Origin of the sequence: Microcystis sp. BLCC-F210 (assembly GCF_042134685.1) — a bacterium.
Taxonomy (GTDB): domain Bacteria; phylum Cyanobacteriota; class Cyanobacteriia; order Cyanobacteriales; family Microcystaceae; genus Microcystis; species Microcystis aeruginosa_D.
Genome location: NZ_CP169647.1, coordinates 3,536,344 through 3,559,810 on the forward strand (window position 1 = coordinate 3,536,344; position 23,467 = coordinate 3,559,810).

25 protein-coding genes are annotated in these 23,467 nt (G+C 43.1%); 19 read left to right on the forward strand and 6 right to left on the reverse strand.

The window, feature by feature from the left end:
- Positions 1–150: 150 nt before the first annotated feature.
- Both ACE3JL_RS17015 and ACE3JL_RS17020 read right to left on the reverse strand, forming a co-directional pair.
- Positions 151–1,491: an AAA-like domain-containing protein gene (locus ACE3JL_RS17015; protein ID WP_375327976.1), complete on the reverse strand. Its 1,341-nt coding sequence runs from the start codon at positions 1,489–1,491 to the stop codon at positions 151–153.
- A gap of 380 nt (positions 1,492–1,871) precedes the next feature.
- Positions 1,872–2,414, reverse strand: a complete 543-nt coding sequence (locus ACE3JL_RS17020; RefSeq protein ID WP_375327977.1) for a peroxiredoxin — start codon at positions 2,412–2,414, stop codon at positions 1,872–1,874.
- 728 nt (positions 2,415–3,142) lie between these two features.
- Between ACE3JL_RS17020 and aroA the strand changes: the two genes are divergently transcribed.
- Both aroA and ACE3JL_RS17030 read left to right on the forward strand, forming a co-directional pair.
- Entirely contained in the window at positions 3,143–4,483 is a 1,341-nt protein-coding gene (gene aroA / locus ACE3JL_RS17025) for a 3-phosphoshikimate 1-carboxyvinyltransferase (protein WP_375327978.1), read from the forward strand.
- Positions 4,484–4,938: 455 nt separating this feature from the next.
- Positions 4,939–6,654 (forward strand): ABC transporter ATP-binding protein, encoded by a 1,716-nt coding sequence (locus ACE3JL_RS17030; protein ID WP_375327979.1) that lies wholly within the window; start codon positions 4,939–4,941, stop codon positions 6,652–6,654.
- Between the two features lie 12 nt (positions 6,655–6,666).
- On the opposite strand, the gene purF is transcribed toward ACE3JL_RS17030, so the two are convergent.
- Positions 6,667–8,130: an amidophosphoribosyltransferase gene (purF, locus tag ACE3JL_RS17035; protein WP_375327980.1), complete on the reverse strand. Its 1,464-nt coding sequence runs from the start codon at positions 8,128–8,130 to the stop codon at positions 6,667–6,669.
- 301 nt (positions 8,131–8,431) lie between these two features.
- Positions 8,432–10,702, reverse strand: a complete 2,271-nt coding sequence (gene purL, locus ACE3JL_RS17040) for a phosphoribosylformylglycinamidine synthase subunit PurL (protein WP_375327981.1) — start codon at positions 10,700–10,702, stop codon at positions 8,432–8,434.
- 149 nt (positions 10,703–10,851) lie between these two features.
- Between purL and ACE3JL_RS17045 the strand changes: the two genes are divergently transcribed.
- The 13 genes from ACE3JL_RS17045 (at position 10,852) to ACE3JL_RS17105 (ending at position 17,577) form a co-directional block, all read left to right on the forward strand.
- On the forward strand, positions 10,852–11,343 hold the full coding sequence (locus tag ACE3JL_RS17045; RefSeq protein WP_271991355.1) for a DUF29 domain-containing protein: 492 nt from the start codon (positions 10,852–10,854) through the stop codon (positions 11,341–11,343).
- Positions 11,344–11,717: 374 nt separating this feature from the next.
- A complete protein-coding gene (locus tag ACE3JL_RS17050; RefSeq protein ID WP_271991357.1) occupies positions 11,718–12,512 on the forward strand; it encodes an Rpn family recombination-promoting nuclease/putative transposase in 795 nt (264 codons plus the stop codon).
- A gap of 141 nt (positions 12,513–12,653) precedes the next feature.
- Complete coding sequence (locus tag ACE3JL_RS17055) at positions 12,654–12,845, forward strand: type II toxin-antitoxin system HicA family toxin (protein WP_002745088.1); 192 nt, start codon at positions 12,654–12,656, stop codon at positions 12,843–12,845.
- The gene (locus ACE3JL_RS17060; protein ID WP_193955643.1) at positions 12,842–13,111 is read left to right on the forward strand and encodes a type II toxin-antitoxin system HicB family antitoxin; all 270 of its coding nucleotides are present in this window, start codon (positions 12,842–12,844) and stop codon (positions 13,109–13,111) included. The genes ACE3JL_RS17055 and ACE3JL_RS17060 overlap by 4 nt, the downstream gene beginning before the upstream one ends.
- 171 nt (positions 13,112–13,282) lie before the next feature.
- Positions 13,283–13,480, forward strand: coding sequence for a hypothetical protein (locus tag ACE3JL_RS17065; RefSeq protein ID WP_002786733.1), 198 nt, complete (start codon positions 13,283–13,285; stop codon positions 13,478–13,480).
- 3 nt (positions 13,481–13,483) lie between these two features.
- Positions 13,484–13,750, forward strand: coding sequence for a type II toxin-antitoxin system RelE/ParE family toxin (locus ACE3JL_RS17070; protein ID WP_375327982.1), 267 nt, complete (start codon positions 13,484–13,486; stop codon positions 13,748–13,750).
- A gap of 212 nt (positions 13,751–13,962) precedes the next feature.
- Entirely contained in the window at positions 13,963–14,322 is a 360-nt protein-coding gene (locus ACE3JL_RS17075) for a hypothetical protein (protein ID WP_375327983.1), read from the forward strand.
- A 126-nt stretch (positions 14,323–14,448) separates the two neighbouring features.
- Positions 14,449–14,616, forward strand: a complete 168-nt coding sequence (locus ACE3JL_RS17080; protein ID WP_375327984.1) for a hypothetical protein — start codon at positions 14,449–14,451, stop codon at positions 14,614–14,616.
- Positions 14,597–16,120 carry a tetratricopeptide repeat protein gene (locus ACE3JL_RS17085; protein ID WP_375327985.1) on the forward strand — a complete coding sequence of 508 codons (1,524 nt, stop codon included), beginning with the start codon at positions 14,597–14,599 and terminating at the stop codon, positions 16,118–16,120. The genes ACE3JL_RS17080 and ACE3JL_RS17085 overlap by 20 nt, the downstream gene beginning before the upstream one ends.
- A 178-nt stretch (positions 16,121–16,298) precedes the next feature.
- Positions 16,299–16,637 carry a DUF6883 domain-containing protein gene (locus ACE3JL_RS17090; protein ID WP_375327986.1) on the forward strand — a complete coding sequence of 113 codons (339 nt, stop codon included), beginning with the start codon at positions 16,299–16,301 and terminating at the stop codon, positions 16,635–16,637.
- A gap of 18 nt (positions 16,638–16,655) precedes the next feature.
- Entirely contained in the window at positions 16,656–16,952 is a 297-nt protein-coding gene (locus ACE3JL_RS17095; RefSeq protein WP_271991365.1) for a DUF4926 domain-containing protein, read from the forward strand.
- Positions 16,953–17,071: 119 nt separating this feature from the next.
- Positions 17,072–17,323 (forward strand): type II toxin-antitoxin system Phd/YefM family antitoxin, encoded by a 252-nt coding sequence (locus tag ACE3JL_RS17100; RefSeq protein ID WP_271991368.1) that lies wholly within the window; start codon positions 17,072–17,074, stop codon positions 17,321–17,323.
- A 104-nt stretch (positions 17,324–17,427) separates the two neighbouring features.
- Positions 17,428–17,577: a type II toxin-antitoxin system YoeB family toxin gene (locus tag ACE3JL_RS17105; RefSeq protein ID WP_271991402.1), complete on the forward strand. Its 150-nt coding sequence runs from the start codon at positions 17,428–17,430 to the stop codon at positions 17,575–17,577.
- Between the two features lie 161 nt (positions 17,578–17,738).
- On the opposite strand, the gene crtO is transcribed toward ACE3JL_RS17105, so the two are convergent.
- Positions 17,739–19,385 carry a beta-carotene ketolase CrtO gene (crtO, locus tag ACE3JL_RS17110; RefSeq protein WP_375327987.1) on the reverse strand — a complete coding sequence of 549 codons (1,647 nt, stop codon included), beginning with the start codon at positions 19,383–19,385 and terminating at the stop codon, positions 17,739–17,741.
- 144 nt (positions 19,386–19,529) lie between these two features.
- On the opposite strand from crtO, the gene ACE3JL_RS17115 reads away from it, so the two are divergent.
- Positions 19,530–19,853 (forward strand): STAS domain-containing protein, encoded by a 324-nt coding sequence (locus ACE3JL_RS17115; RefSeq protein WP_193955648.1) that lies wholly within the window; start codon positions 19,530–19,532, stop codon positions 19,851–19,853.
- On the opposite strand, the gene ACE3JL_RS17120 is transcribed toward ACE3JL_RS17115, so the two are convergent.
- Positions 19,854–20,990, reverse strand: a complete 1,137-nt coding sequence (locus tag ACE3JL_RS17120; protein WP_375327988.1) for a PP2C family protein-serine/threonine phosphatase — start codon at positions 20,988–20,990, stop codon at positions 19,854–19,856.
- Between the two features lie 171 nt (positions 20,991–21,161).
- Here ACE3JL_RS17120 and ACE3JL_RS17125 point away from each other — a divergent pair, with 171 nt between their 5' ends.
- The 3 genes from ACE3JL_RS17125 (at position 21,162) to ACE3JL_RS17135 (ending at position 23,358) form a co-directional block, all read left to right on the forward strand.
- Entirely contained in the window at positions 21,162–21,605 is a 444-nt protein-coding gene (locus tag ACE3JL_RS17125; protein ID WP_271991376.1) for an ATP-binding protein, read from the forward strand.
- Positions 21,574–22,398, forward strand: a complete 825-nt coding sequence (locus tag ACE3JL_RS17130; protein ID WP_271991378.1) for a sulfurtransferase — start codon at positions 21,574–21,576, stop codon at positions 22,396–22,398. The genes ACE3JL_RS17125 and ACE3JL_RS17130 overlap by 32 nt, the downstream gene beginning before the upstream one ends.
- A gap of 408 nt (positions 22,399–22,806) precedes the next feature.
- The gene (locus ACE3JL_RS17135; RefSeq protein WP_002751943.1) at positions 22,807–23,358 is read left to right on the forward strand and encodes an NYN domain-containing protein; all 552 of its coding nucleotides are present in this window, start codon (positions 22,807–22,809) and stop codon (positions 23,356–23,358) included.
- Positions 23,359–23,467 lie beyond the last annotated feature (109 nt).

Genomic DNA, 23,467 nt, shown 5'->3' on the forward strand with positions numbered 1-23,467 from the left:
AATACATTTTACCCACCAAACCTAAGAGAGCTATATTTCCGCAAATGTGATACTAAATCTGGTTATTAAAAACTGATTATTTATTCCCCTTTGCATGAGTGCCTCTCCTCATAAATAGCCTGTACTCAAGGGATTTAGTATAATTATCCACTAGAGATCGCTGTCGGTCTGTTCCTCTCGGAAGTAAAGTTGATATAATTGACAGCTAGGCTGGGCTAGATCGCCTTTTAGCTGAATTAAACCCATACTTTCCAGTTTATAGGCAGTAATCGGTTCTAATCGCGCTCCCTTATCGGAAGAATTAACCACTTCCCCCATCGCTGTCAATAATTCCGGCTGTTTTTGCAGACTATCCCAGTGATGACGCAGGTGTGCCGCATAAATTCCCCCTTGGGTAGCAGCATTAGGGAGAATATTTTTTTCCCTGCGCACCTGCGCTTCCAGGGCCAAACGGCTAAGATAGGGATGACCAGCGACTAGAGCGATTAAATCGCCAAGAAAACGCTGATTATCCTCATTTTTAGGCAATCCGTAGCTACTAGCCAAGTTTTCCAGTTGTTCGAGGCTAAAACCGGGTAATTTAATCGCACGGCCGACATTAAAGGGAGATTGATTAGCGTCCAATTGAATATAGATTTCCGTGGAATTAGCAATCGCTAACCGCAAATTCTGCCAGATTTCCAAATTATTAGCTTCTTCGTGCCAACAGCGCAAAAGCGGCAGAAAATCCCTAGCGATGTCGGGATACTCGAAAATTCTGTCTAAATTATCTAGGGCCAAAAAAACAGGCCCGTTAATCTGTTCCAAAAGATAGGACTGAAAATAGGTTTGACAACTGATTAAACTGCCAAATAGTTCCTCATCCCAATATTCATCTAATTGCGGCTTTAAACCCAACTCTCGGCTGACATTTGCCGAAAACCAGCGACAAAATCGGTCTAAACTAGCAAACATCGCCTTTTCTGCCACTTGACAATTAATATAAACTGTGCTGTGTCCCCAACTATCTGCCTGAGCGAGCAGATGTTTAAGGAGAGAAGTTTTACCAGTCTTTTCAGGGGATTTAATGCGAATAAGTGACCCCGGACGATTAATTTCTTGATAACAGTCGCTTTCGACGGGAGGGCGGCTAATATAAGTATCTATAACTGATTTTTCTGCTAGTATCGGGGTGGGTTGATTTTTCCATTCAGGATATTTGATATCTTTGAACCATTCTCGGAGGATTTGGAACTTACCCGGCCCTTTACTGCCTAATTCTAGTTCGGGACAGCCATTATCTTTATCTGCCGAGAAATAGCTATAGATTTTAGTCATCTGTTTTTTATAGGTTTCATGGCTGGCAGCCTCGGCCATTTCCCAAATTTCCTCATCCGGTTTGCGCCAATTTTCGTAGGCAAAACGAACTAAAAAAATCTCCTTTAATTTGCCTTGAACACCGTATTCTCTAGCTAGATGTTTGAGAAACTCGTCCCATCCCTGTGGTTTCATCCCGTTCTACTTTATTCTACTTATATTCCCTTTTTTTCCATGTTAACCCCTTTTTCCCTCTTAGCAATGGGACTGACATCCGAGCGGGAAAACCCTATGGTAAAAATAGGTCAATTACCTGATGGTGTCTAAGGGAGTAAAACCATGAAAATCTCGTTAACCTTGTTTGTTCTGGCCTCCTTGCTGTTAGGTTCAATTCCTCACACTTTAGCGGTTAATAGTCAAGATAACCATTTTGACCGTTCCTCTTCGCCGCTAATTTTACAAAACCGTGACTGTAAGGGTGATAAGGACGATAATTGCAATTAGTCCTGATTATCTCGGTTAAGGTTGTTAGTCTATATCCCGCACCGATGAAAAAATCGTGGTCGGGATTTTTTTTATGAAATCGCCTGTAATTCCTCTAAACGTGCTAAAACTTCCGCACTGTGAATGGCAGGATTTACCCCTAAATAAATCTCTTTTAAAATCCCATCGGGATCGATAAGATAGCTATGACGCAGGGAAACATAACCCATCCAAGAACCATAAGCTTTACTAACATCTCCGGTAGTATCTGCCAGCAAGGGAAATTTTAACCCCTCCGAGTCACAAAATTCCGCATGAGAATCGACATCATCGGCACTTACCCCTAAAACTTGCGTATTTTTAGCCATATATTTCGGCAAATCCTGCTGAAAACGTCGTGCTTCTAGGGTACAGCCGGGGGTAAAATCCTTGGGATAAAAATACAAAACTACCCACTTACCCCGATAGTCCGATAGGGAAATATTTCCTTCTCCCGTGTTAGTCGGTAGGGTAAAATCGGGTGCCGGTTGATTTAAAGGGGGTTGGGGGCCACCTAATGCGTTAGCATCGGGAATAAGGGCAAAAAATGCCAGAATTACTGCAATTAAAAAACTCAACAGTTGACGACGAGACATAATCAGTTATCAGTTATCAGTTATCAGTTTCTTGGTGTGATAAGTTTAACCTAATACGGGAGCGATCGATCTTTGTGTCCTTTCCCTCGTTCCTGTCACACCGGGAAAATCAACTATCATCACATCCCCAGTGGAAAACGTCACCAATTAATCCCCCTCCACATCAGAGAAAGTTTTGGCCGCATAGTTTAGGGAAAAATTGACAAGATCGATCTGATCCTCCTCAGTCCAGGTATCACTTTGATCTAGCGATGGTTGTTGTTGTTGTCCGACAAGTTCGGCTCTTCTCGACTTTGTGTGATAATTTTTGCTTATAGAATCGTGAAATATTTACCTGGAAAGACTTTTAGGACTATTTTGCTGAAGAAACTATCAGTATAGACCCCGTTTCCACACAGAAACCAGAAGAGCCCAAGTTCATTGAGAATGATTGTGGCCAATCGCAAACGTTCCCCAGATGATAAGTAGTAGTGCAAAATTAATTTCCTAGTAAAGATAGGCAAAAGGCAAGAGGCAAAAGGCAAGAGGGGGTTAGATATGTGTAATTAATTTTGCTTAGGTACTTAAGTGACAAACCAGTTGATTATAAACTTCTTGGGCAGTAGTGGGCATGACAAAAAACTGATGACCGAATGCTTCTAGCTTAATATTCTTTACATAACTTGACAAGGAAAGGGCGAGGTAAAGGGGGAAAATAGATCGAGCTTGTCTTCATCTGCCTAACGATCATGTCTATTGTCACCCTTAACCCCCTTCAATCCCATCAAGATTTAGTCATCGATCCAGCCAAAATCACGGGATTACGGGGAAAAATCACTATCCCCGGCGATAAATCTATATCCCATCGTTCCCTGATGTTAGGAGCGATCGCCGAAGGAGAAACCGTTATTCATGGGTTATTATTAGGGGAAGATCCCCGCAGTACCGCTAGTTGTTTTCGTGCCATGGGTGTGGAAATTTCCCAACTCAACAGCGAAAAAGTGATCGTCAAAGGTAGGGGTTTAGGCAATCTTGAGGAACCCTTAGAAATCCTCGATGCGGGCAATTCCGGCACGACGATCCGCTTAATGTTAGGATTATTGGCTGGTCATCAGGATCGTTTTTTTGTCGTTACTGGTGATGCTTCCCTGCGATCGCGTCCCATGTCCAGGGTGGTGAAACCCCTCAAGGAAATGGGAGCGCAAATTTGCGGCAGAAAAGCTAATTCTTTGGCCCCTTTAGCCGTTTCTGGGGAATATCTGCAACCGATCCACTACTATTCTCCCGTTGCTTCTGCACAGGTGAAATCCTGTATTCTTCTCGCTGGACTGTTAACGGAGGGGAAAACCACGATCACGGAACCCGCTTTATCTCGCGATCACAGTGAACGGATGCTGCGCGCTTTTGGGGCAAATATTGAGGTGGATGGGGAGACTAATAGCGTCACGGTGACGGGTTATCCCACTTTAACCGGACAAACGGTGATTGTACCCGGGGATATAAGTTCGGCAGCTTTTTGGTTGGTAGCAGGGGCAATCGTGCCTAATTCCGAGTTATTAATCGAAAATGTGGGAATAAACCCGACTAGAACCGGAGTTTTACAGGTTTTACAAGCAATGGGAGCAGATATCACCCTCGAAAATCAACGGGTGGTGACGGGGGAACCGGTGGCGGATCTGCGGGTGAAATCCAGTCAACTACAGGCAACCACGATCGCTGGTGAGATTATACCCCGTCTGATCGATGAAATTCCGATTTTGGCAGTAGCGGCGGTTTTTGCCCAAGGAACGACAATTATCAAGGATGCTGAGGAATTACGGGTTAAGGAAAGCGATCGCCTGACGGTGATGGCCACCCAACTCGATCGCCTAGGGGCAAAAGTAAGGGAATTACCCGATGGTTTAGAGATTACCGGCGGCACAGGCCTATTCGGCACGGAAGTGGACAGTTTTACCGATCATCGCATTGCCATGAGTCTAGCGATCGCTGCCCTCAATTCCCGTCAACCCACCACTATCCATCGCGCTGAAGCGGCCGGCATTTCCTACCCCGATTTTTTCAGCACTTTAAAGCAAATTTGTCAAGAGTAGAAATATTAAGTTTTTCTGCGAGTGGGCGAGGAGTAACTGGTACATTTTCAGAAATACCGAAAATCAGCAATTATCAGTGACTCTTAAATGATGACAAATGTATCAGCAGCTGCCTGTAAGCATCCCACCGAAAAACTAATGCGCGGGGGGTTCTACCCCCCAAACCCACCAAAGGCTTGGATTGAGTGATAAAATCGGAAGTAATGACCAATTTTAGAAGATAGTTTCCCTTTAAAAATCCCAACTCAGTAGATTTACAAAAATGAGATGCAGCCTTTAAATACGTCTTAGCTTAAATCTTCTGATAGTTTTAAAATTGACAGCGTACTGTGCCACCTGTGTGATAATCAAGTTCATCGATCGAGGTAGCGAAAAATAGAAGCGTCTCTAATGCAAATTTTCCTGAAAAATATCTCCCTATCTACTCCACCCCTGTCTTCTCTTCCCCACCAATAATGGAAATCATCGCCCAATTAGAGAAAGTTTCCTATATTTATCCCGAATCCTCCAATCTAGTGCTTAAAAATATCTCTTTAGCAATTCATCGAGGCGAATTTTTAGGTATTATCGGACCCACAGGTGCGGGAAAAACTACTCTCTGTTTAACTCTTAACGGTATTGTCCCCCAATTTTACGGAGGGCGTTTTTTTGGTTATGCAACAGTAGCCGGTTTAGACACTTTAACCCATCCCGTTAGCACCTTGGCCCGCTATGTGGGGGCAGTATTTGAAGATCCCGAAACGCAACTTTTAGCCACTTCGATAGAAAATGAAATCGCTTTTACCCTAGAAAATTTACGGCTACCGCGAGAGGAAATTAAAGCGCGTATTCCCAAAGTTTTAGCGGCAGTCCGGTTAGAGGGAATGGAAAAAAAATCGCCGGGGGAACTATCGGGAGGACAAAAACAACGATTAGCGATCGCCGCCGCTCTCGCAGTTCAGCCCGCTTTGTTAATTCTCGATGAACCCACCTCCCAACTGGATCCGGTGGGATCCCAGGAAGTTTTCGCCACCATTAAGGAATTAAATCGCCATCTCGGTGTCACTATTGTGATGGTCTCCCACGCGGCCGAGGAAATGGCCGAATATGCCGATCGCCTGGTACTATTAAGGGATGGTGCGATCGAAGCTATGGGAACCCCAGCAGAGATCTACTCCCAAGTACAACTTTTACAGGAAAATGCCCTGCGTCCCCCGCAGGTGGCCACTACTTTTGCCTTGATCGAGCAGAAAATCGGGGCGGTCGAGTCGATTCCTGTCACCTTAGACCGCAGTTTTGCTGGTTTAAACGAGATTAAATCCTTTTATCATCAAATCAGCCTAACCCCTCCCTTATCGTCGGTTTGTGACCCCTTAAACCCCCTACTGAGGGTAAAAAATCTCTGCCATACCTACCCCGATGGTACTACCGCTTTGTGGGATGTGTCCCTCGATATTGCCGAAGGGGAATATCTGCTGATTATCGGTCAAAATGGCGCAGGAAAAAGCACTTTAGTCAAGCATTTTCTCAATCTTCTTTCGGCGACCACCGGTCAAGTTATGATTGATGGACGTTCGACCGCTAGCTTTTCTGTCAGTGATTTAGCGCGTTCGATCGGTTATGTAGCCCAAAATCCCGATAATCAGATTTTTAACACCACTGTCGAGAAAGAAGTATCATTTGCCCTGACTAATCTCGGTTATTCTCCAGAAATCATTATCCAACGCACGGAAGCAAGTCTAGAAGCCATGGGATTGCTAGAATATCGATCCTATCATCCTCTCTCCTTACCGAAAGGCGATCGAGCGCGGGTAGTGATTGCGGCAATTTTAGCCATGGAACCGCGCATAGTTGTTTTTGATGAACCCACCACCGGCCAAGATTACCAAGGAGCTAAGGCAATTTTAGAGGTGAGTCGTCAATTACACCAGATGGGCAAAACCGTGATTGTGATCACCCATCACCTCTATTTAATGCCAGAATACGCCGAAAGAGTAATTATCATGGGTCAAGGAACTATCCTTTTAGATGCCCCAATCCGACAAGCTTATCATCAAACCGATCTCTTAGCCAAAACCTATCTAACTCCACCCCAAGCGGTTTTATTAGCACAAAAATTAGGACAACTTTCCGGTTATCCTAATTCCCTTTTAACTCCCCAGGAAATTGCCGATTGTTTTCAGAGGATTTAGCCTTGAGGCTATTTATTTAACTGTTTCTAAGATCAACTTCGATCGCTTAACATTATCAGGTACAGGAATCGGATAATCGCCATTAAAACAAGCAGTACAGAAGGTTTTCGGATCTTCCTTCGTTGCTGTTAACATTCCATCGTGACTGAGATAAGCTAAACTATCCACCCCGATTTGTGCCTGAATTTCCGCCACCGATTTAGTTGCCGCAATTAATTGCTCTTGGTTGTCCGTATCAATACCATAAAAACACGGATGAGTCACTGGAGGTGAAGATATTCTCATGTGAACTTCTCTTGCTCCAGCATCGCGTAAAGCTTTAACTAATTTCCGGCTAGTGGTTCCCCGCACGATCGAATCATCAACAATAATAACTCTTTTTCCCTGTAAAACATCCCTTAAAGGATTCAATTTCATCTTAATCCCCGACTCTCTCATGTGTTGGGTTGGTTGAATAAAAGTCCGTCCCACATAACGATTTTTAATCAATCCTTCCGCGTAGGGAATATCAGAAATGCGCGAAAATCCGATCGCAGCTGGAATACCCGAATCGGGAACTCCCATCACCATATCTGCTTCTACCGGCGACTCTTTGGCTAATTGTTCCCCCAAACGTACCCGATAAGTATATAAAGATTCCTCGTGAACAATACTATCGGGACGGGCAAAATAAATCATCTCAAAAACGCATAATTTTTTCTCCGGTTTTATGGACCAATCCACCGAAGATAAGCCATCTTCACTAATCCAAACTAATTCCCCCGGCTGCACATCCCGCAAATAATCGGCCCCAATAATATCTAATCCGCAGGTTTCCGAAGCTAAAACATAACGGGGGGGATTACCCTCTTCTTGCAAAACCCCAATTACTAACGGTCTGACACCATTGGGATCCCGCGCCCCGATAATTCCCGTCGGTGTGCCGATAACAAGGCTGTAAGCCCCGCTACAATAGCTAAAGGCATCGATCGCCGCTTCTATCCAATCCTTGCCACTATCCACTTCCTGTCCGATAGCGACCGCGATCATTTCCGAGTCGGTGGTGGTGAAGAGATCACAACCGCGCTTTTCTAATACATTTCTTAACTCAAAAGTATTGACTAAATTGCCGTTATGTGCTAGGGAAAGTTTACCCAAACGGGTTTCGATCACAGCAGGTTGGGCATTGGCGCGACGACTAGAACCAGTGGTAGAGTAACGAGTATGACCGACGGCGTGAGTACCGGGCAAGGTTTTAAGGACAGTTTCGTTAAAAACTTGGGAAACTAAGCCCATTTCTTTGTGACAATGCACCGTTTCCCCGTCGTAGGTGGCAATACCTGCCGATTCCTGTCCTCGGTGTTGCAGGGCATAGAGTCCGAAATAGGTCAGTTTTGCTACTTCTTCCTCGGGGGCATAGAGTCCAAAAACTCCACAGGCTTCTTCAGGCTTATCGACGCGGTTCAAGAATAGGGATGAGTCGGGATGGCTAGACATGAGAGGACTGGGGTTTGGGGCTACTTTTGATACAAAATCTTAATTTATCTTAATCTCTTTTTAACACTTTCTTCTATGGCGATTTGAGAACAGTTATCAGGTGTTGGGTTTTAGGGTTTTAGGGTTTTGGGGTTTTGGGGTGTTAGGGTTTTGGGGTTTTGGGGTGTTAGGGTTTTGGGGTGTTAGGGTTTTGGGGTGTTAGGGTTTTGGGGTGTTAGGGTTTTAGCTGAATTTCCCCATTTCCCCATTTCCCCATTTCCCCACTTCCCCATTTCCCCACTCCTGAATCCTGTTTCCTTCCCTAAAGTCTTCTTTCGATCGCTTTTGACCACACTTGCTGTATAGTTTCTAGACTAACATCGATCGCCGGTTGTTTATTCCGGTCAAGAATTAAAAGATTATCGCTTTTTTCGCTAACTTTGCCGGTTATTTGCCAATAGTCTCCCAATTGTGTCTTTAGATATTCTTCCCAATCTTGCTGATTTTCGGGGGAAACGGAGACGATAATGCAACTAGCCAATTCCCCGAATAACACCGCATCAAAACGGCCTTGATGCTGCCAAGAAAGGTCAATTTCCGCCCCTAATTGGCCACTAATACAGCATTCTGCCAGAGCAGTGGCTAAACCTCCCTCCGCGCAATCGTGGGCAGATTTCAGCCAACCGGCGCGAATTCCCCGACGACAGGCTGCTTGTACCTTTCTTTCTAACTCAAAATCAATTACTGGCGGTTTTCCCGTCACCAAACCGTGAATAACGGCTAAATATTCGGAAGCGCCGATAGTTGGCAGGGAGAAACCCAAAAGATAGATTAAATCCCCCGCTTTTTGCCAACCTTGGCCGCAAATTTGCCCGATATCCGGCACTAATCCCACCATCCCAATCACGGGAGTGGGATAAATAGACTGGGGGCTGCCAGCTGCATCAACGGTTTCGTTGTACAAAGAGACATTACCCCCAGTCACCGGTGTATTCATTTCCCGACAAGCTTCGGCAATACCCTGACAAGCAGTGGCTAATTGCCAATAACCGATTGAATTCTCTGGACTTCCGAAATTGAGATTATCCGTGACAGCAATGGGGTCAGCACCAACACAACTAAGGTTTCTGGCCGCTTCTGCCACGGCCAACTTAGCTCCGTTATAGGGATCAAGATAAACATATCGCGGATTACAATCTGTAGTCGCCGCTACACCTCGCCGAGAATTTGCGGGATTAGCACCCAGAGGACGCACGCGAATCACGGCCGCATCGGCTCCCCCGGGGAGAATAACGGTGTTATTCTGGACTTGATGATCATATTGACGATAAACCCAGCGTTTTGAAGCAATCGAGGGACTATCCAGCAGTTTTAATAAAATCTCGTTATAGGATTCGGGAATAGGAATCGTGCTATCTTCCCATACTTGAGCTTTTTGGGCGTATTCTGGCGGTTCTGCCGGTAATTCCCGATGATAGATAGGAGTGTTATCCGCTAGGGCCGTGGCAGGAATTTCGGCGGCAATTTCCCCTTTAAATAATATACGGACGATCGGTTCTGCAATTACCTGGCCAGCGACCACAGCCTGAAGTCCCCAACGTTGGAAAATCTCGATTAATTCGCCTTCTCGTCCCGATGCTGCCACAAATAACATTCTTTCTTGGGATTCCGACAGCAGATATTCGTAGGGAACCATCCCAGTTTCCCGGACGGGGATTTTATCCAGGTCTAATTCAATTCCCACCCCTCCCTTGGCCGCCATCTCGGAGGTAGAACAGGTGATCCCCGCAGCCCCCATATCCTGGGCTGCCACCACAGCGCCGGTCTTAAATGCCTCTAAACAAGCTTCTATCAGGGATTTTTCCAGAAAAGGGTCGCCCACTTGCACTGCGGGCCGGTCATCCATAGATTTATCGGTTAATTCGGCGCTGGCAAAACTTGCCCCTCCCATACCGTCCCGGCCGGTGGTAGAACCAACGTATAAAACCGGGTTTCCCAGGCCTTTTGCCCCGGATTTAACGATTTCCTCGGTTTCCATTAGCCCTAAAGCCATGGCATTAACGAGGGGATTGCCATTGTAGGCATTATCAAAGTATATCTCACCGCCCACCGTGGGAACGCCGACACTATTGCCATAATGACTTATTCCTTCCACGACTCCGGCAAAAATGCGACGATTGCGGGCATCTTGCAAGTTACCAAAACGGAGGGAGTTGAGGATAGCAATCGGACGGGCCCCCATGGTAAAAATATCCCGCAGGATGCCTCCGACTCCGGTAGCGGCACCTTGAAAGGGTTCCACCGCAGAAGGGTGATTATGGGACTCGATTTTAAAGGCTAATCGCAATCCATCGCCTAAATCCACTACTCCGGCATTTTCTCCCGGTCCGACGAGAATTTTTTCGCCGGTGGTGGGGAATTGTTTGAGCAGCGGCCGGGAGTTTTTATAACAGCAGTGTTCCGACCACATCACGCCAAACATTCCTAATTCGGCTTTATTGGGGTGTCTTCCCAGTCTTTTGACTATTTCTTCGTATTCTTCGGGTTTGATGCCTTCTGAGGCAATTTCTGCGGCAGTGAAGGGGGTAGTCATGGGACAATGCGATCGAGGGACAAGACTTATTGTATAACGTCTGATGAGATCGAGTTACAATGCTTAGTAAAAGACAAAAAAAGTTAAAAGGGTTTGCGCTAGTAAAGTTAAGCTAAAGACATAGTTTTATGATCAGTGGGAACGAAACTATGGCAGTAGAAACAGCTTTATCAATGAAAGCATTATATGATCAGGATTTTGTTCTCTGGGCTTCAAAAACCGCCGAACTTTTAAAGCTAAAAAAGTTTGATGAGGTGGACTGGGAAAATCTGATTGAGGAAGTGGAGTGCATGGGAAAAAGTGACAGACGAGCTGTAGAGAGTTTATTAACCCAGCTTATCGAACACCTGTTTAAGTTAGCTGATCACAAATCGGAACGGGAGCGAGAACACAACGTCTGTCACTGGGTAGGAGAAATCGCCAGTTTCCGAACTCAACTAGGAGAGTGGCTAGAAACCACCACTCTCAGCAACCATGCGCGGGATTATTTTCAAAAAGCCTACTCGAATGCTCGAAAAACCCTAATACAAGCGAAAACCGTCACTGGCGACGCGATTCCTGTGGAGCATCCTTTCTCCCTCGAACAGGTATTAGATGGGGAGTGGTTCCCGATTAATATCGATCATTACTTTGACGTATAAGGACAAAAAAGTTAAAGATGAATAAGTAGTCGTGCAAAATTAATTTCCTAGTGAAGAAAGGCAAAGGGCAAGAGGCAAGAGGCAAGAGGTGGTTAGATGTGTGTAATTAATTTTGCTTAGGTACTTATTAAAGTTATTGTTTGGCAAGAGGATGATTTATGGTGTGCCACCTTTCCAGTTTTCCCCAGTTGTCATACTTGGGGAGAAAGTATAGGAGAAAATCTATCCAACCTCCATCATACCCTATTTAATCTTCTTGGTTCCGATGGTGTTGGGTAACAGTCGTCAACCCAATTGCTCAAAAACAGGAGCTTCTGGAAGAACACAATAAAAAACTGCTGCTAAACTAGAGGCCTCTTTTTGAGTTTAATTGCGTGAAAACTGACAGTATTTTCTATCAACTCTTGCAAAGATTTCCCGCTTGTTTCTTTGATTTGTTGAACCTTCCCCCCGAAATCGCCAATTCTTATCAATTCTCCTCGGTGGAAGTTAAACAATTGTCCTTTCGTCTCGATGGAGTCTTTTTGCCTGATACACCCAATCAGCCTATTTATTTCCTAGAAGTACAATTTCAGAAAGATAATAGGTTTTATTCCCGTTTCTCCAGTGAAATCTTCCTCTATCTCCACCAAACGGACTCAAGCAACAATTGGCAGGGAGTAGTTATTTATCCTCGGCGTTCCGTGGAAAGCCTAGAGACTGCTCGTTATGGGGAGTTAATCAACTCAGGCAGGATTTTACGTTTTTATCTCGAGGAATTAACGGAAGTGGAATCCTTGGGAATATCGATGTTACAGTTAATTATAGCACCCACCGCAAGAGCGATCGAGCAGGGAAAACAATTAATACCACGGATTAGAGAAGAATTACCTAAGGTCAAACAACAGCAAGAACTTTTAGAATTGATAGAGACAATCTTGGTTTATAAGTTACCCCAAGTCAGTAGAAAGGAGATAGAAGCGATGTTTAGTTTAAGCGATTTAAGACAAACTAAAGTGTATCAGGAAGCTTTAGAGGAAGGTAGAGAGGAAGGTAGAGAGGAGGGCGAATTAGCGGCAAAATTAGCCTCTATTCCTCGTTTATTGTCATTAGGATTAAACTTTGAACAGATAGCACAAGCTTTAGAATTAGATATTGAACAGGTTAGACAAGCAACTCAAGGGGAATAGGAAAAGTTCAAACTTTGACAAATTGATACAATTGCCAGTAGCTATCTTTTGCCAGTAGCCATCAAGTAAATCGAAAGAAGAAGGTCTTGATGATGAAAATGTCAGTCGAGAAGAAATTTTTTGGTTACATCGAGTAAGTTTATGACTACGAAGATTCGGGATGTCATTAAATTATTAGAAAAAGATGGCTGGTTTCTCGTTAATACAGTCGGTAGTCATCGCCAATATGAGCATCCAACAAAAAGGGGAAAGGTGACTGTTGCTGGCAAATTAAGTGATGATGTTCGTAAAGGGACTTTAGCTAGTATTCTTAAACAAGCAGGGTTAAAATGATCGACAAATATTTAATTGTTCTCGAAAAAAGTGAGACGGGATTTTCAGCTTATTCACCCGATGTATTGGGGTGTGTAGCAACAGGTGCGACTCTAGAAGAAACAACGGAGCAAATGCGATCAGCTTTGGCTTTGCATTTGGCAGATGTTGAAAACTTGCCCCAACCACGAGGGATTGATTCCTATTTAGAAGCTTTGCGAGATTCGGAAGGAGAAGCATTTTTTTTAACTCATATTCCCATAGATCAAGTGTTAGTCAAACCTTAGTTTTATCAAGGAAAATGAACAACAAACTTTAGCAAACTGGAATTAAAGCTTTTACTTTAATCTGATCAAAGATCAAGTACAGAAACCAGAAACCTGTTCCACGGGGTAGGCATTTTGCCAGTTTATAGGCTATAATCTTATTAAAGATAAAACACAGATTAGGAGACAAAAATGTTAGAAGATCAAGCCCAAGCACTCAAGCCTATTGTTAAAGAGGTTCTGCATGAGTTATTATTGCAGGAACGGGAAACTTTAACAGACGTAATTTATGAAGTGATAGAGGATATGGCTCTAGCCAAAGCAATAGAAGAAGGTCTTCATGATGAAAATGTCAGTCGAGAAGAAATTTTTTCTTTATTAGCAGAGTAAATCATGCAAGTTGAATTTCGTCGCCTTTTTTTTCGAGATTTAGGTGCTATCAAGGATCGTAAGCTACGACAACGAATTGAAGCTGTCATTGTGGAGGTAGAAGCGGCCAATAATCTAGCTGAGTTAAGAAATATCAAAGCTATTGAAGTCCACCCCAGTTACTATCGGATAAGAATAGGAGATTACCGCATAGGTATTTATGTTGAGGAGAATATGATTGCTTTTGTCCGAGTTTTACACCGTAAAGAAATGTACCGTTATTTTCCCTAAGCCATGAATGACAAACTCAAGCAAACTAGAATTAAAGGTTATACGTTAATCTTATCAAAGATCAGGTACAGGAACTAGAAGCCTGTTCCACGGGGTAGGCATTTTGTTATTTCACAGGCTATAATCTTATTAAAGATAAAACACAAGAACCAGAAGCCTATTACACTATCTAACAATTAATTAAGTGCCATTTACTAGCAAGGAGTCGTACCATGGAACCTTTAACGCGATTGGCTACAGTAGTCACGATTATTTTGGGGGGAGCGTTGGCCCGTGTGGGGGAGCTTGTCTTAGATGGTGCGCTTGAAAAACTGACAAATTTAATCGGAGCGAAGTCTCCTGATACTTTAAAAAAGTTGCAATCGGCTAATCAAAATCCTGCTTTGTTATCTGAAACCATTGAGGTAATGGCGACTTTACTGGAAGATCCAGAAATACAAAAAGTTGCAGAACAAGTGGTTAAGAAAAATCAATCTAATCCTTACGTTATTAATCAGTTTACTGACTTAGAAAAAATTCTTAACTTTGCTAATCGGGATATTAATATTGATAAACAAATTAATAATTTTTGACTACAGCCGCCTGTAGGGGAGCAGGTTAAACAAAACCCTGCTAAATTAGATACAACGAGTGAGAGTTCCAAGTCTATTTCGACTTCTCTTTCTAATCTTGATTACAGCATTGGAAGTCTATGTAAATTGAGAGCAATTTTCTACGAACTTAAGGGAAATGCTCGTCAACAGAAGGGGAAAGTTAATATAACAGTTAAAGAATTATCAGAATGGATTCAGGCAATTCAATCCGCAGAATCACAATTTGAGCAATTTTTAAATTTATTGGAGGATAATGATGATTCAGATTCATAAAAATCAAACTAATTCTGCTCAGGCTAGTAATTATGAAACAGAGTTAAATCTTGAGAACTTTGATCAGATTACGCCCAAAAAACATAATCCTAAAATCTATCAAAAGCTCTTAAAAAAAGCTCAGGATATTGGCGATAAACAATCTGAGGTTTTTGCTCTTGGCCGGTTAGCAATGATTTATCAATCTTGGGGTCAATATAGAGAAGCAGTACAATATCTTCAGCAACAATTAGTAATTATTAGAGAAACCAATGATCGGTATTCGCTGGCGAATACTTTAGGTAATTTGGGAGCGGCTTATCAGTCTTTAGGGCAGTATCAAGAAGCAATTTCACATCTTCAAGAACAATTAGCAATTGCTCAGGAGATCGGCGATATTCTTGCCCTAGCAAATGCTTTCGGAAATCTGGGGATTACTTATCAATCTTTAGGAAAATATCAGCAAGCAATTGAATATTTTCAAAAACAATTAGAAATTGCCCAGCAAATTGGTGATAAAACATCAGAAGCAAATGCTTTGATCAATTTAGGTATTTCTTATCAATATCAAGGCGATTTTGCTCAAGCAGAATCTCTATTTTTACAAGGATTAAAAATCCATGAAGAGTTATTTAGTGGCAATAATCCTAGTGTTGCTTCTAATCTCAACAATCTGGCGAGTCTTTATCAAGATCAAGGGAGATACACAGAAGCCGAACCTCTCTTTTTACGCTCGCTGGCGATTCGGGAAAAGCTATTAGGAAAAGAGCATCCTGCTGTGGCGACCAGTCTCAACAATCTGGCGAGTCTTTATTGCGCTCAAGGGAAATACGCAGAAGCAGAACCTCTCTTTTTGCACTCGCTGGGGATTACGGAAAAGCAATTAGGCTCCAACCATCCTGATGTGGCGACCAGTCTCAACAATTTGGCGTTACTTTATGATTCTCAAGGGAAATACGCAGAAGCCGAACCTCTCTTTTTGCGAGCGCTGGCGATTACAGAAAAGCAATTAGGAAAAGAGCATCCTGATGTGGCCAACAGTCTCAACAATCTGGCTGGTCTTTATTATGATCAAGGGAAATATGCAGAAGCCGAACCTCTCTTTTTGCGCTCGCTGGCGATTTGGGAAAAGCAATTAGGAGAAGAGCATTCTGATGTGGCCAACAGTCTCAACAATCTGGCGGATCTTTATCGCGCTCAAGGGAAATACGCAGAAGCAGAACCCCTCTATTTGCGAGCACTGGCGATTCGGGAAAAGCAATTAGGAGCAGAGCATCCTCATGTGGCCAACAGTCTCAACAATCTGGCGGATCTTTATCAGTCTCAAGGGAAATACACAGAAGCAGAATCTCTCTATCAAAGAGCGATTGCTATTTGTTCGGAAAAATTAGGAGAAAATCACCCCAACACTCAAACAGTAATGATGAATTATTTGCAGATGCTTTCTCAACTTCCTGATGAGGAATTAAGCCAACGCTTTCCACACGAAATGGTGGAAATGTTGCGTAACCTAAGACAAAATTAGCTTTTTTTAAAGGAAGAATAAAAAACATGAACATCAAACAGCAACTACTAAAAAAATATCGCAAGCAAAGCTTAGAATTATAATTCTATGCGACACAGGTATATTCCCCTCGCCATGGCACGCTATAATCGTCATCTCAGGAAAATATTGCTTCGAGGGTTTCTTGGTTTAGACATAAATGATTTCAGCGACTCAATTTCAATTTCCCTTATCTAAGGCTAACTATCTGCTCAACCACACCACTAAAGCAGGCGTTGGTGGAGATAAACGTAAGTTTTGGCGTGAAGTTATGGGATTTGATAATCCTGAAGCGATTCGAGAAGCTATACTAGAGACAGTATCTCTCGAAATATTACAAAAACAAGATACAACAGAGTATGGCGATCGCTATCGTGCTTATGTTAAAATCAGGGGATATTCCGGTAAATTACATCAAATTCGTACTGTTTGGATTATCCTGACAGGAGAAGACGTGGTGAGATTTGTCACAGCAGTACCTGCTAGTTTCAATCAATAAAAATTTAGGGTAATAAAAATGAGTAAGTTTAAATTATTTGATGATATTCAACTAACGGAAGATATTCCCTTAACCGATGGCGGAATTGCGCCTATCGGTACAGTTGGAGCAATTGTAGAAGTTCTGAAAAATGGGGAGGCTTATCTAGTAGAATTATTTGGCGATTGGGTTAAATATGATGAACAAGGAAATTTTGTATCAGCCACTCAAGCAGAAAAAGAAGCATTTATGGAGACAATTGGCGTAGAAATTGTTTATCCTAATCAATTAGTGTTAGCTGTTCCCGCTAAAGAGATTATGCAAGTTACGGCTTAGATCATTACTAAAGTTGTCATATCGCCTTCTTCTCGATCAGAACCGAAAAGCCCAAAATAAATCATGAAAACATCTTTTGCTTTATTATAAGAGTAATCCCCGCAAACCGTAAGCGATTTATGTATCAAGTCACCGTTGATTACGCCAAAGCCAACCTAGAAGAACTCTGTGATCGCACTGAAAAAGAACCCGATGGAGTAGTGATCGTTCGTGAAAATCGCAGTTATATTCTCATTGCTCAAGAAGAATGGGAATCCTTAGCTGAAACCTCCGAACTCATGCAAGATTCCAAACTATTACAACATATTGCATCAGCACGACGAGAATATGCCGCAGGAGAAACCCTCACAATGGAACAAGTATTTGGATGACAACCTACACAATTGTCTTTTCTAAATGAGCGCGAAAAGATACTGACGAACTCACCCAAAAACAAAAAGTCAAACTTCAATAAATTTTAACTAATATAATTGCAATTAATCCCTATATTGGCAAATCCTTAAAAGGCGATTTAGAAGGCTTGTATTCCTATCGCCTAAATAGAAAAGATCATCTGCTTTATGAAATTTATGAAGACGATCAAACTATTCTGATTATTCGTACCAAAACACACTATGGAGATTAGGTAAGAGCGGTCATAACGCCTGAAGTCATCCTCGTTTAGAATATAAGTACCTAAGCAAAATCAATTACACATATCTAACCTCCTCTTGCATGAGTGCCTTTCTTCACTAGGAAATTTATTTTGCACGACTACCTACTTATTTCACATTTACTCAGCAAACCCTAGTTAAATAATCTTTGCAGAAAAGTGCTTTGATCCCGCAGGAAAACCTGAGCGCAATTACGCCCCGGCATTCCCGAAATTGAGCCGCCGGGATGAGTTCCTGCCCCAGTTAAATAAAGGTTTTTAATGGGGGTTTTGTAGTTAGCTATTTCTGGCAAAGGACGCAGGAAAATCATCTGATCTAAGGTCATATCAAGATGATAGTAATTACCTTTATAGGAACCCAAACGATTAGCTAATTCGGCCGGACTTTCCACCCGACGGGCAATGATCGAAGATTTGAGATTGGGAGCATAATCGGCCAGTTTATCAAGAACTCGATCGGCCACGCGATTTTTTAATTCTTCCGTCCATCCCGTGCCGTTTAATCCCGTTCCCTCGGCGCCGGCAATCTGATAGGGGGCAAAAAATTCGATCCAGAGGGTATGCTTGCCCTGGGGAGCCATGGAGGGATCGAGAATAGTGGGGACATCTAGGTACATCGAGGGATTTTCGTCGGGAATCTGCCCCAAAATCGTTAAAGCGTGGGCCTGTTCAACGTGACGCACGGAATCGGCGATGAGAATCGTTCCCTGTAAATACTCCTCTTTGTGATCGTAAGCCTCGAACCTTGGTGCTTCGGCGAGGGCGCAGTCAATTTTAAGAATTGTTTCATTGTTATTGACAATTCGCCGTTCTACCCTTTCTCGCAATTCCGGATCGGCGGCATCCACATCGGCGGGAGCGACTAACTGTAAAAAAACTCGTCTAGCGTCAATATTAGAGATAACACCCGCTTTTGCTAGATATTCCTGTCCAGAGTCCACCTTAACCCCGATCGCTTGTCCTTCCTCGATTAGAATCTGTTTAACTTTCTGCTCGGTTAAAATCACCCCACCGAGACTGACAACACATTTCACCAGAGCCTCGGTTAGTGCGCCTGTACCACCACGAGGGCGAGCCACCCCGGGGGAGTGACGCATCGCCATCATCATCATCCCGGAGGTAATCCCTTTTTGGGAGGGAGGAGCGCCAATTTCCGCCGCTAGACGAGCCAGGGGTGCTTTGACAAATTCGCTCTCAAACCACTCATTGAGGACATCTTCGGGGGAAGTAATCATCGTGCGGATGAAGTCGAGCAGTTTCTTTTTCGAGCCGATCGCTTTCCAGACACTAGCTAAGGCACTAGAGTTATAATTGCGGGCGATTCTGAGCAAATCTTGGGGGGGAGCGTTAAACCAAGGACCGATCGCATTCATCAACTGCGCCCAATAGTCGATAAACTGAAGGTAGCGATCGGCATCTCGCGGACAAAACTGGGCAATTGCGGCGTGAGTTTTTTCCAGAGAGCGATAGGAAAGAAAATATTGGCCAGAGGGATGGGGACAGAAAACGGTAGGATCGAAGAATAAATACTCTAATCCGTGGCGTTTTAGCTCTAATTCCTCAATTACTGGTCCTAAAAAGATAAATTCGTGATCGATCGCACAGAGATTAAACTTAAAATCGGGGGCTAGATCCGGGATAACCGCTTCTGTGGTAGCCGCTCCTCCCGGTACGCTACGCTGTTCGAGAAGGAGGACGCGATAACCGGCTTTGAGGAGATAGGCGGCACAAACTAAACCATTATGCCCGGCACCGATGAGGATGACATCGTAACTTTCCATGCAGTTTCAAAAATTCCTATTTTTAATTTTGCGCTTTTCTTGACCCTAATATGTTAAAAATAGTTAAAGATTGGCTGCTGTCAGCAAATTTCAGCGAGCAGTTATCAGTGAGCAGGTAGAAAACATTTAATTTTTCCTTTTTTTATGAGTTCTGCGATTAAAGTTATTCAACCATCCGGTATTTTAGATGGCAACCAAGCCAGCGAATTTCGCCAAGAAATTGCCGAAGCCGTGCAGGGAGGTTCCGAGGTTATTATCGTTGATTTCAAGGATGTCACCTTTATGGATAGTTCTGGTTTAGGGGCGTTAGTTTTATCCTTAAAAACCGTGCGTTCTGCGGGGGGTAAACTATTGATCTGCTCGATTAATGAGCAGATAAAAATGTTATTTGAATTGACTGATATGGATCGAGTTTTTGAAATTTTTAATAACCGAGAAGAATTAGAACAAAAAATTTTAGGAAGTTAATCAGCGAAAATCCACCTGCATAATCGAAAGATCATCCTTAAAATTGCCATCAAATTGTAAAGCTTGAATTTCTTCAATAAAATTATCGAGATTTTTGGCGTAATTACAGTGATAATTTCGTAAAGATTGAATAAAGTTCTCCAGTCCCCACATCCTCCCATCAGCACAATCGATCTCGTAAATTCCATCGCTAAAAAGATAAAGGCTACTGGGTAAATTCAGGGATTGAACCTGATTAATATATTCTGCTTCTAGAAACATCCCGATGGGAAAACCGGGGGCTTTCAGTCTGGTTTCAATCATCTGGCCAAAAGGTTTTTGCGTCAGGAGAACTGCTGGGGGATGACCGGCGCTGGCATAGGTTAACTGTTGTTGTTTCCGATCATAAATTCCGTACCAAATAGTAAAATATTTATCATTCTTAGGACTGATTTGATAAACTTGATTTAACCCTTGTAAAACCTGATTAGGTTCATAGTAATTCACCTGACTTAAACCACGGGAACGGAGTAAATTAATTACCGAAAGGGAAGGTAAAGCCGCTCGCAATCCATGGCCTGCCACATCTAAAAGATATAACACCAAATGGTCATTATCTAACCAATAATAATCAAAGCCATCGCCCCCCAATTGACGAGAAGGAAGGAAGCGAAAATCGATAGCAAGTTTTGGAGAAATAAAAGGTTCTGGTAACAGCGATCGCACATAGTCCGCCGCCTCCGCTAACTCCATTTCTAGTAATTGTTTTTGTGCTTGCAGATCATGACTTAATTGATGCAAACGCATTCCCGCTCGCACCCGCGCTTTTAACTCATTAATTTCGATCGGTTTACATAAAAAATCATCGGCCCCCGCATCCAATCCCTTCACCCGATCCTCCACCGATCCCAAAGAAGTTAAGAGGATAAAAAAAGTCGTTGACAGTTGGGGATTAAGCTTAATTTGCTGGCAAACTTGCAACCCATCGATCCCCGGCATCATCCAATCACAAATAATCATCGCCGGTTTTAGTTGCCTCGCTTGCTTTAATCCCTCTTCCCCATCACTGGCAACAAAAACCTCGTATTCCTTCTGCAAAGCTCGTCTCAGGAACGTTTGAATTACTCCATCATCATCAATTACTAGAATTCGTACCATCTTTTTTGTAACTCGACTACCTCAATCTTACTGCTTACCCCCGACCCCTAACAGATGACTTTGCTTATATCTCAAGATAAGATTAAATCCAGAATCGAGCTAACACATCAGTCATAGTTTGGGAAAAATGGTATAACTTCTAGCGTAAGGCATTGCAGAGGTAAACCGGGGGTGAAGATTTCTTTTCAGGTAGATAGCGATCTCAGGTCCTTAGATACCGTTTTAAAGTATTTTGAGCAACTTAAACCGGCGGGCATTCCCCAAAAAGACTGGCTCCAGTGTCAGCTTGCTCTTGCCGAAGGTTTTACCAATGCTGTCCGTCACGCTCACCGACACCTCCCCCCCGAAATCCCGATCGAGATCGAGATCGAGATTGTTCCCCACCAGATGGAAATTCGCATCTGGGATCGGGGTTCCGTCTTCGATTTAGAGAGCTTTATCGAGAAAAATGTCCATCGTGACCGTATTTTATTAGGTCATGGGCAAGGACTGCCGATTCTCCAAAAAATCGCCGATCAACTCAGTTATACTCGCAGCGAAGATCAGCGCAACTGTCTATTAATTATTAAACAATTTTCCCGCCATGAATCCGATCGCACCCCTCGTTTCTCCTAGTTGGTTAGTGACTAATCTCGATCGCCCCGATCTGATGGTTATTGACTGTCGTTTTCAATTAAATGATCCCGATCTCGGTTATCAAGAGTATTTAGCCAATCACATTGAAAATTCCTTCTATTTACACCTAGATCGCGATTTATCGGCTCCCGTTGCCCGTCATGGCGGCCGTCATCCTTTACCGAATCCGCAGACGATAGCCGCTAAATTAAGCTCTTTAGGGGTGATTTCTGGTGAAACCCATGTCATCGCCTACGATTCCTCCCGTTTTGCCTTTGCCAGTCGTCTCTGGTGGTTATTACGTTATCTCGGCCATGAAAAAGTCAGCATTCTCGATGGAGGTTGGCAAAATTGGTTAAATGCCGGTTATCCCGCCTCTAATCAGATACCTGTGCCGAAAACCGGCGCTTTTTTTCCCCAAGTTCAACAGGATTGGGTAGTGACGATCGAGGAGGTGAAAAGGCAAAAAGAGCAAGGGGGAGTGGTGTTAATTGATGCTAGGGAAAGCGATCGCTATCGGGGTGAAAGGGAACCGATCGATCCGATCGCCGGTCACATCGAGGGGGCGCTTAATTATCCCTGGTTGGAAGTCACCGATAGTCAGGGTTTTTGTCAACCCCAGGACCTGCAAACACAACGTTGGCAAGAGCGGCAAGGCGATCGAGAAATTATCCTCTACTGTGGTTCAGGAGTGACAGCCTGTGTTAATATCTTTTCCCTGACCCTAGCCGGATACGAGAATGTTAAGCTATATTCTGGAGGTTGGAGTGATTGGTGTTCCTACCTGATCTAACCAGCCTTGTTGATGCTCATCTATCGAGAAAGATTATCAAAATGACCTAATTACTGTACAATCCCCCTATTATCACTTTTAATTATTCCGAAACTATTATCTAATTTGTCTCCTCAGTGGGTGGGTGGAATTAAATATAAGATGAACGTAGGTTGGGCTTCGGCCGTGAGCTTTTGCCGAACGGTTGAAGCATGAAACCCAACGCCCGCATGGGTTACGCTACCGCTAACCCATCCTACAAATAATTATGCCTCCCTACTTAGACAAAAAAGCTAATTTTTATTTTAGTTGCTATCTTTTTGCTCTCAAATCACCGCTATTCCTCAAAGAATAGTCGTTTTCCCCCGTAAAATTACTAAAAAGTAATTTTATAGTTAAACTCTATAAAAAATTAGGTATGTATTTTGTATGACAGAAGCCGGTCTTTGTCATTGTAATGGTGGCACCCGTCCGAAAGATCGCCTTTCGATTTTTGTGGATGGCAATAATATGTTTTATGCTCAACAAAAAAATGGTTGGTTTTTTGACCCGCGCAAGGTGTTAAATTACTTCACCAACGACCCAAATATTATGTTAATTAATGCCTTTTGGTACACGGGTTTAAAAGATTCCCAAGATCAAAGAGGTTTTCGCGATGCTTTAATTAGTTTGGGTTATACAGTGAGAACAAAAATTTTGAAAGAATATTATGATGATAGTTCCGGTCGTTTTTCCCAGAAAGCTAATTTAGATATCGAAATTGTCGTCGATATGTTTAATACTGTCGATCAATACGATCGAGTGATTTTATTTAGTGGTGATGGCGATTTTGAACGAGCGATCGAACTATTGCGCTCTAAAAATACTCATATTACCGTAGTTTCTACGGAAGGGATGATCGCTAGGGAATTGCGAAATGCCACCGATCGCTATATTGACCTGAATGATATTCGCAAAGATATCGAAAAAAGTGATTATTAATCGGCTGTTTTGTCTTTAAACCGGCTATTGATCCCATTTTTTTTTATTGGTAGTCCTCACCCCAAACCTTCTCCCAGAAGGGAATAGGTGAGGCAATTAACCATCTCTG

What these genes read in the sequence shown, in the direction of transcription:
- ACE3JL_RS17100 (WP_271991368.1), top strand. Translation starts at nt 17,072, where the DNA reads ATGTATCAAGTCACCGTTGATTACGCCAAAGCCAACCTAGAAGAACTC.
- ACE3JL_RS17060 (WP_193955643.1), top strand. Translation starts at nt 12,842, where the DNA reads ATGATCGACAAATATTTAATTGTTCTCGAAAAAAGTGAGACGGGATTT.
- ACE3JL_RS17045 (WP_271991355.1), top strand. Translation starts at nt 10,852, where the DNA reads ATGGCAGTAGAAACAGCTTTATCAATGAAAGCATTATATGATCAGGAT.
- ACE3JL_RS17085 (WP_375327985.1), top strand. Translation starts at nt 14,597, where the DNA reads ATGATGATTCAGATTCATAAAAATCAAACTAATTCTGCTCAGGCTAGT.
- ACE3JL_RS17015 (WP_375327976.1), bottom strand. Translation starts at nt 1,491, where the DNA reads ATGAAACCACAGGGATGGGACGAGTTTCTCAAACATCTAGCTAGAGAA.
- ACE3JL_RS17130 (WP_271991378.1), top strand. Translation starts at nt 21,574, where the DNA reads ATGAATCCGATCGCACCCCTCGTTTCTCCTAGTTGGTTAGTGACTAAT.
- ACE3JL_RS17030 (WP_375327979.1), top strand. Translation starts at nt 4,939, where the DNA reads ATGGAAATCATCGCCCAATTAGAGAAAGTTTCCTATATTTATCCCGAA.
- crtO (WP_375327987.1), bottom strand. Translation starts at nt 19,385, where the DNA reads ATGGAAAGTTACGATGTCATCCTCATCGGTGCCGGGCATAATGGTTTA.
- ACE3JL_RS17090 (WP_375327986.1), top strand. Translation starts at nt 16,299, where the DNA reads ATGATTTCAGCGACTCAATTTCAATTTCCCTTATCTAAGGCTAACTAT.
- ACE3JL_RS17120 (WP_375327988.1), bottom strand. Translation starts at nt 20,990, where the DNA reads ATGGTACGAATTCTAGTAATTGATGATGATGGAGTAATTCAAACGTTC.
- aroA (WP_375327978.1), top strand. Translation starts at nt 3,143, where the DNA reads ATGTCTATTGTCACCCTTAACCCCCTTCAATCCCATCAAGATTTAGTC.
- ACE3JL_RS17055 (WP_002745088.1), top strand. Translation starts at nt 12,654, where the DNA reads ATGACTACGAAGATTCGGGATGTCATTAAATTATTAGAAAAAGATGGC.
- ACE3JL_RS17095 (WP_271991365.1), top strand. Translation starts at nt 16,656, where the DNA reads ATGAGTAAGTTTAAATTATTTGATGATATTCAACTAACGGAAGATATT.
- ACE3JL_RS17065 (WP_002786733.1), top strand. Translation starts at nt 13,283, where the DNA reads ATGTTAGAAGATCAAGCCCAAGCACTCAAGCCTATTGTTAAAGAGGTT.
- ACE3JL_RS17075 (WP_375327983.1), top strand. Translation starts at nt 13,963, where the DNA reads ATGGAACCTTTAACGCGATTGGCTACAGTAGTCACGATTATTTTGGGG.
- purF (WP_375327980.1), bottom strand. Translation starts at nt 8,130, where the DNA reads ATGTCTAGCCATCCCGACTCATCCCTATTCTTGAACCGCGTCGATAAG.
- ACE3JL_RS17070 (WP_375327982.1), top strand. Translation starts at nt 13,484, where the DNA reads ATGCAAGTTGAATTTCGTCGCCTTTTTTTTCGAGATTTAGGTGCTATC.
- ACE3JL_RS17020 (WP_375327977.1), bottom strand. Translation starts at nt 2,414, where the DNA reads ATGTCTCGTCGTCAACTGTTGAGTTTTTTAATTGCAGTAATTCTGGCA.
- ACE3JL_RS17135 (WP_002751943.1), top strand. Translation starts at nt 22,807, where the DNA reads ATGACAGAAGCCGGTCTTTGTCATTGTAATGGTGGCACCCGTCCGAAA.
- purL (WP_375327981.1), bottom strand. Translation starts at nt 10,702, where the DNA reads ATGACTACCCCCTTCACTGCCGCAGAAATTGCCTCAGAAGGCATCAAA.
- ACE3JL_RS17115 (WP_193955648.1), top strand. Translation starts at nt 19,530, where the DNA reads ATGAGTTCTGCGATTAAAGTTATTCAACCATCCGGTATTTTAGATGGC.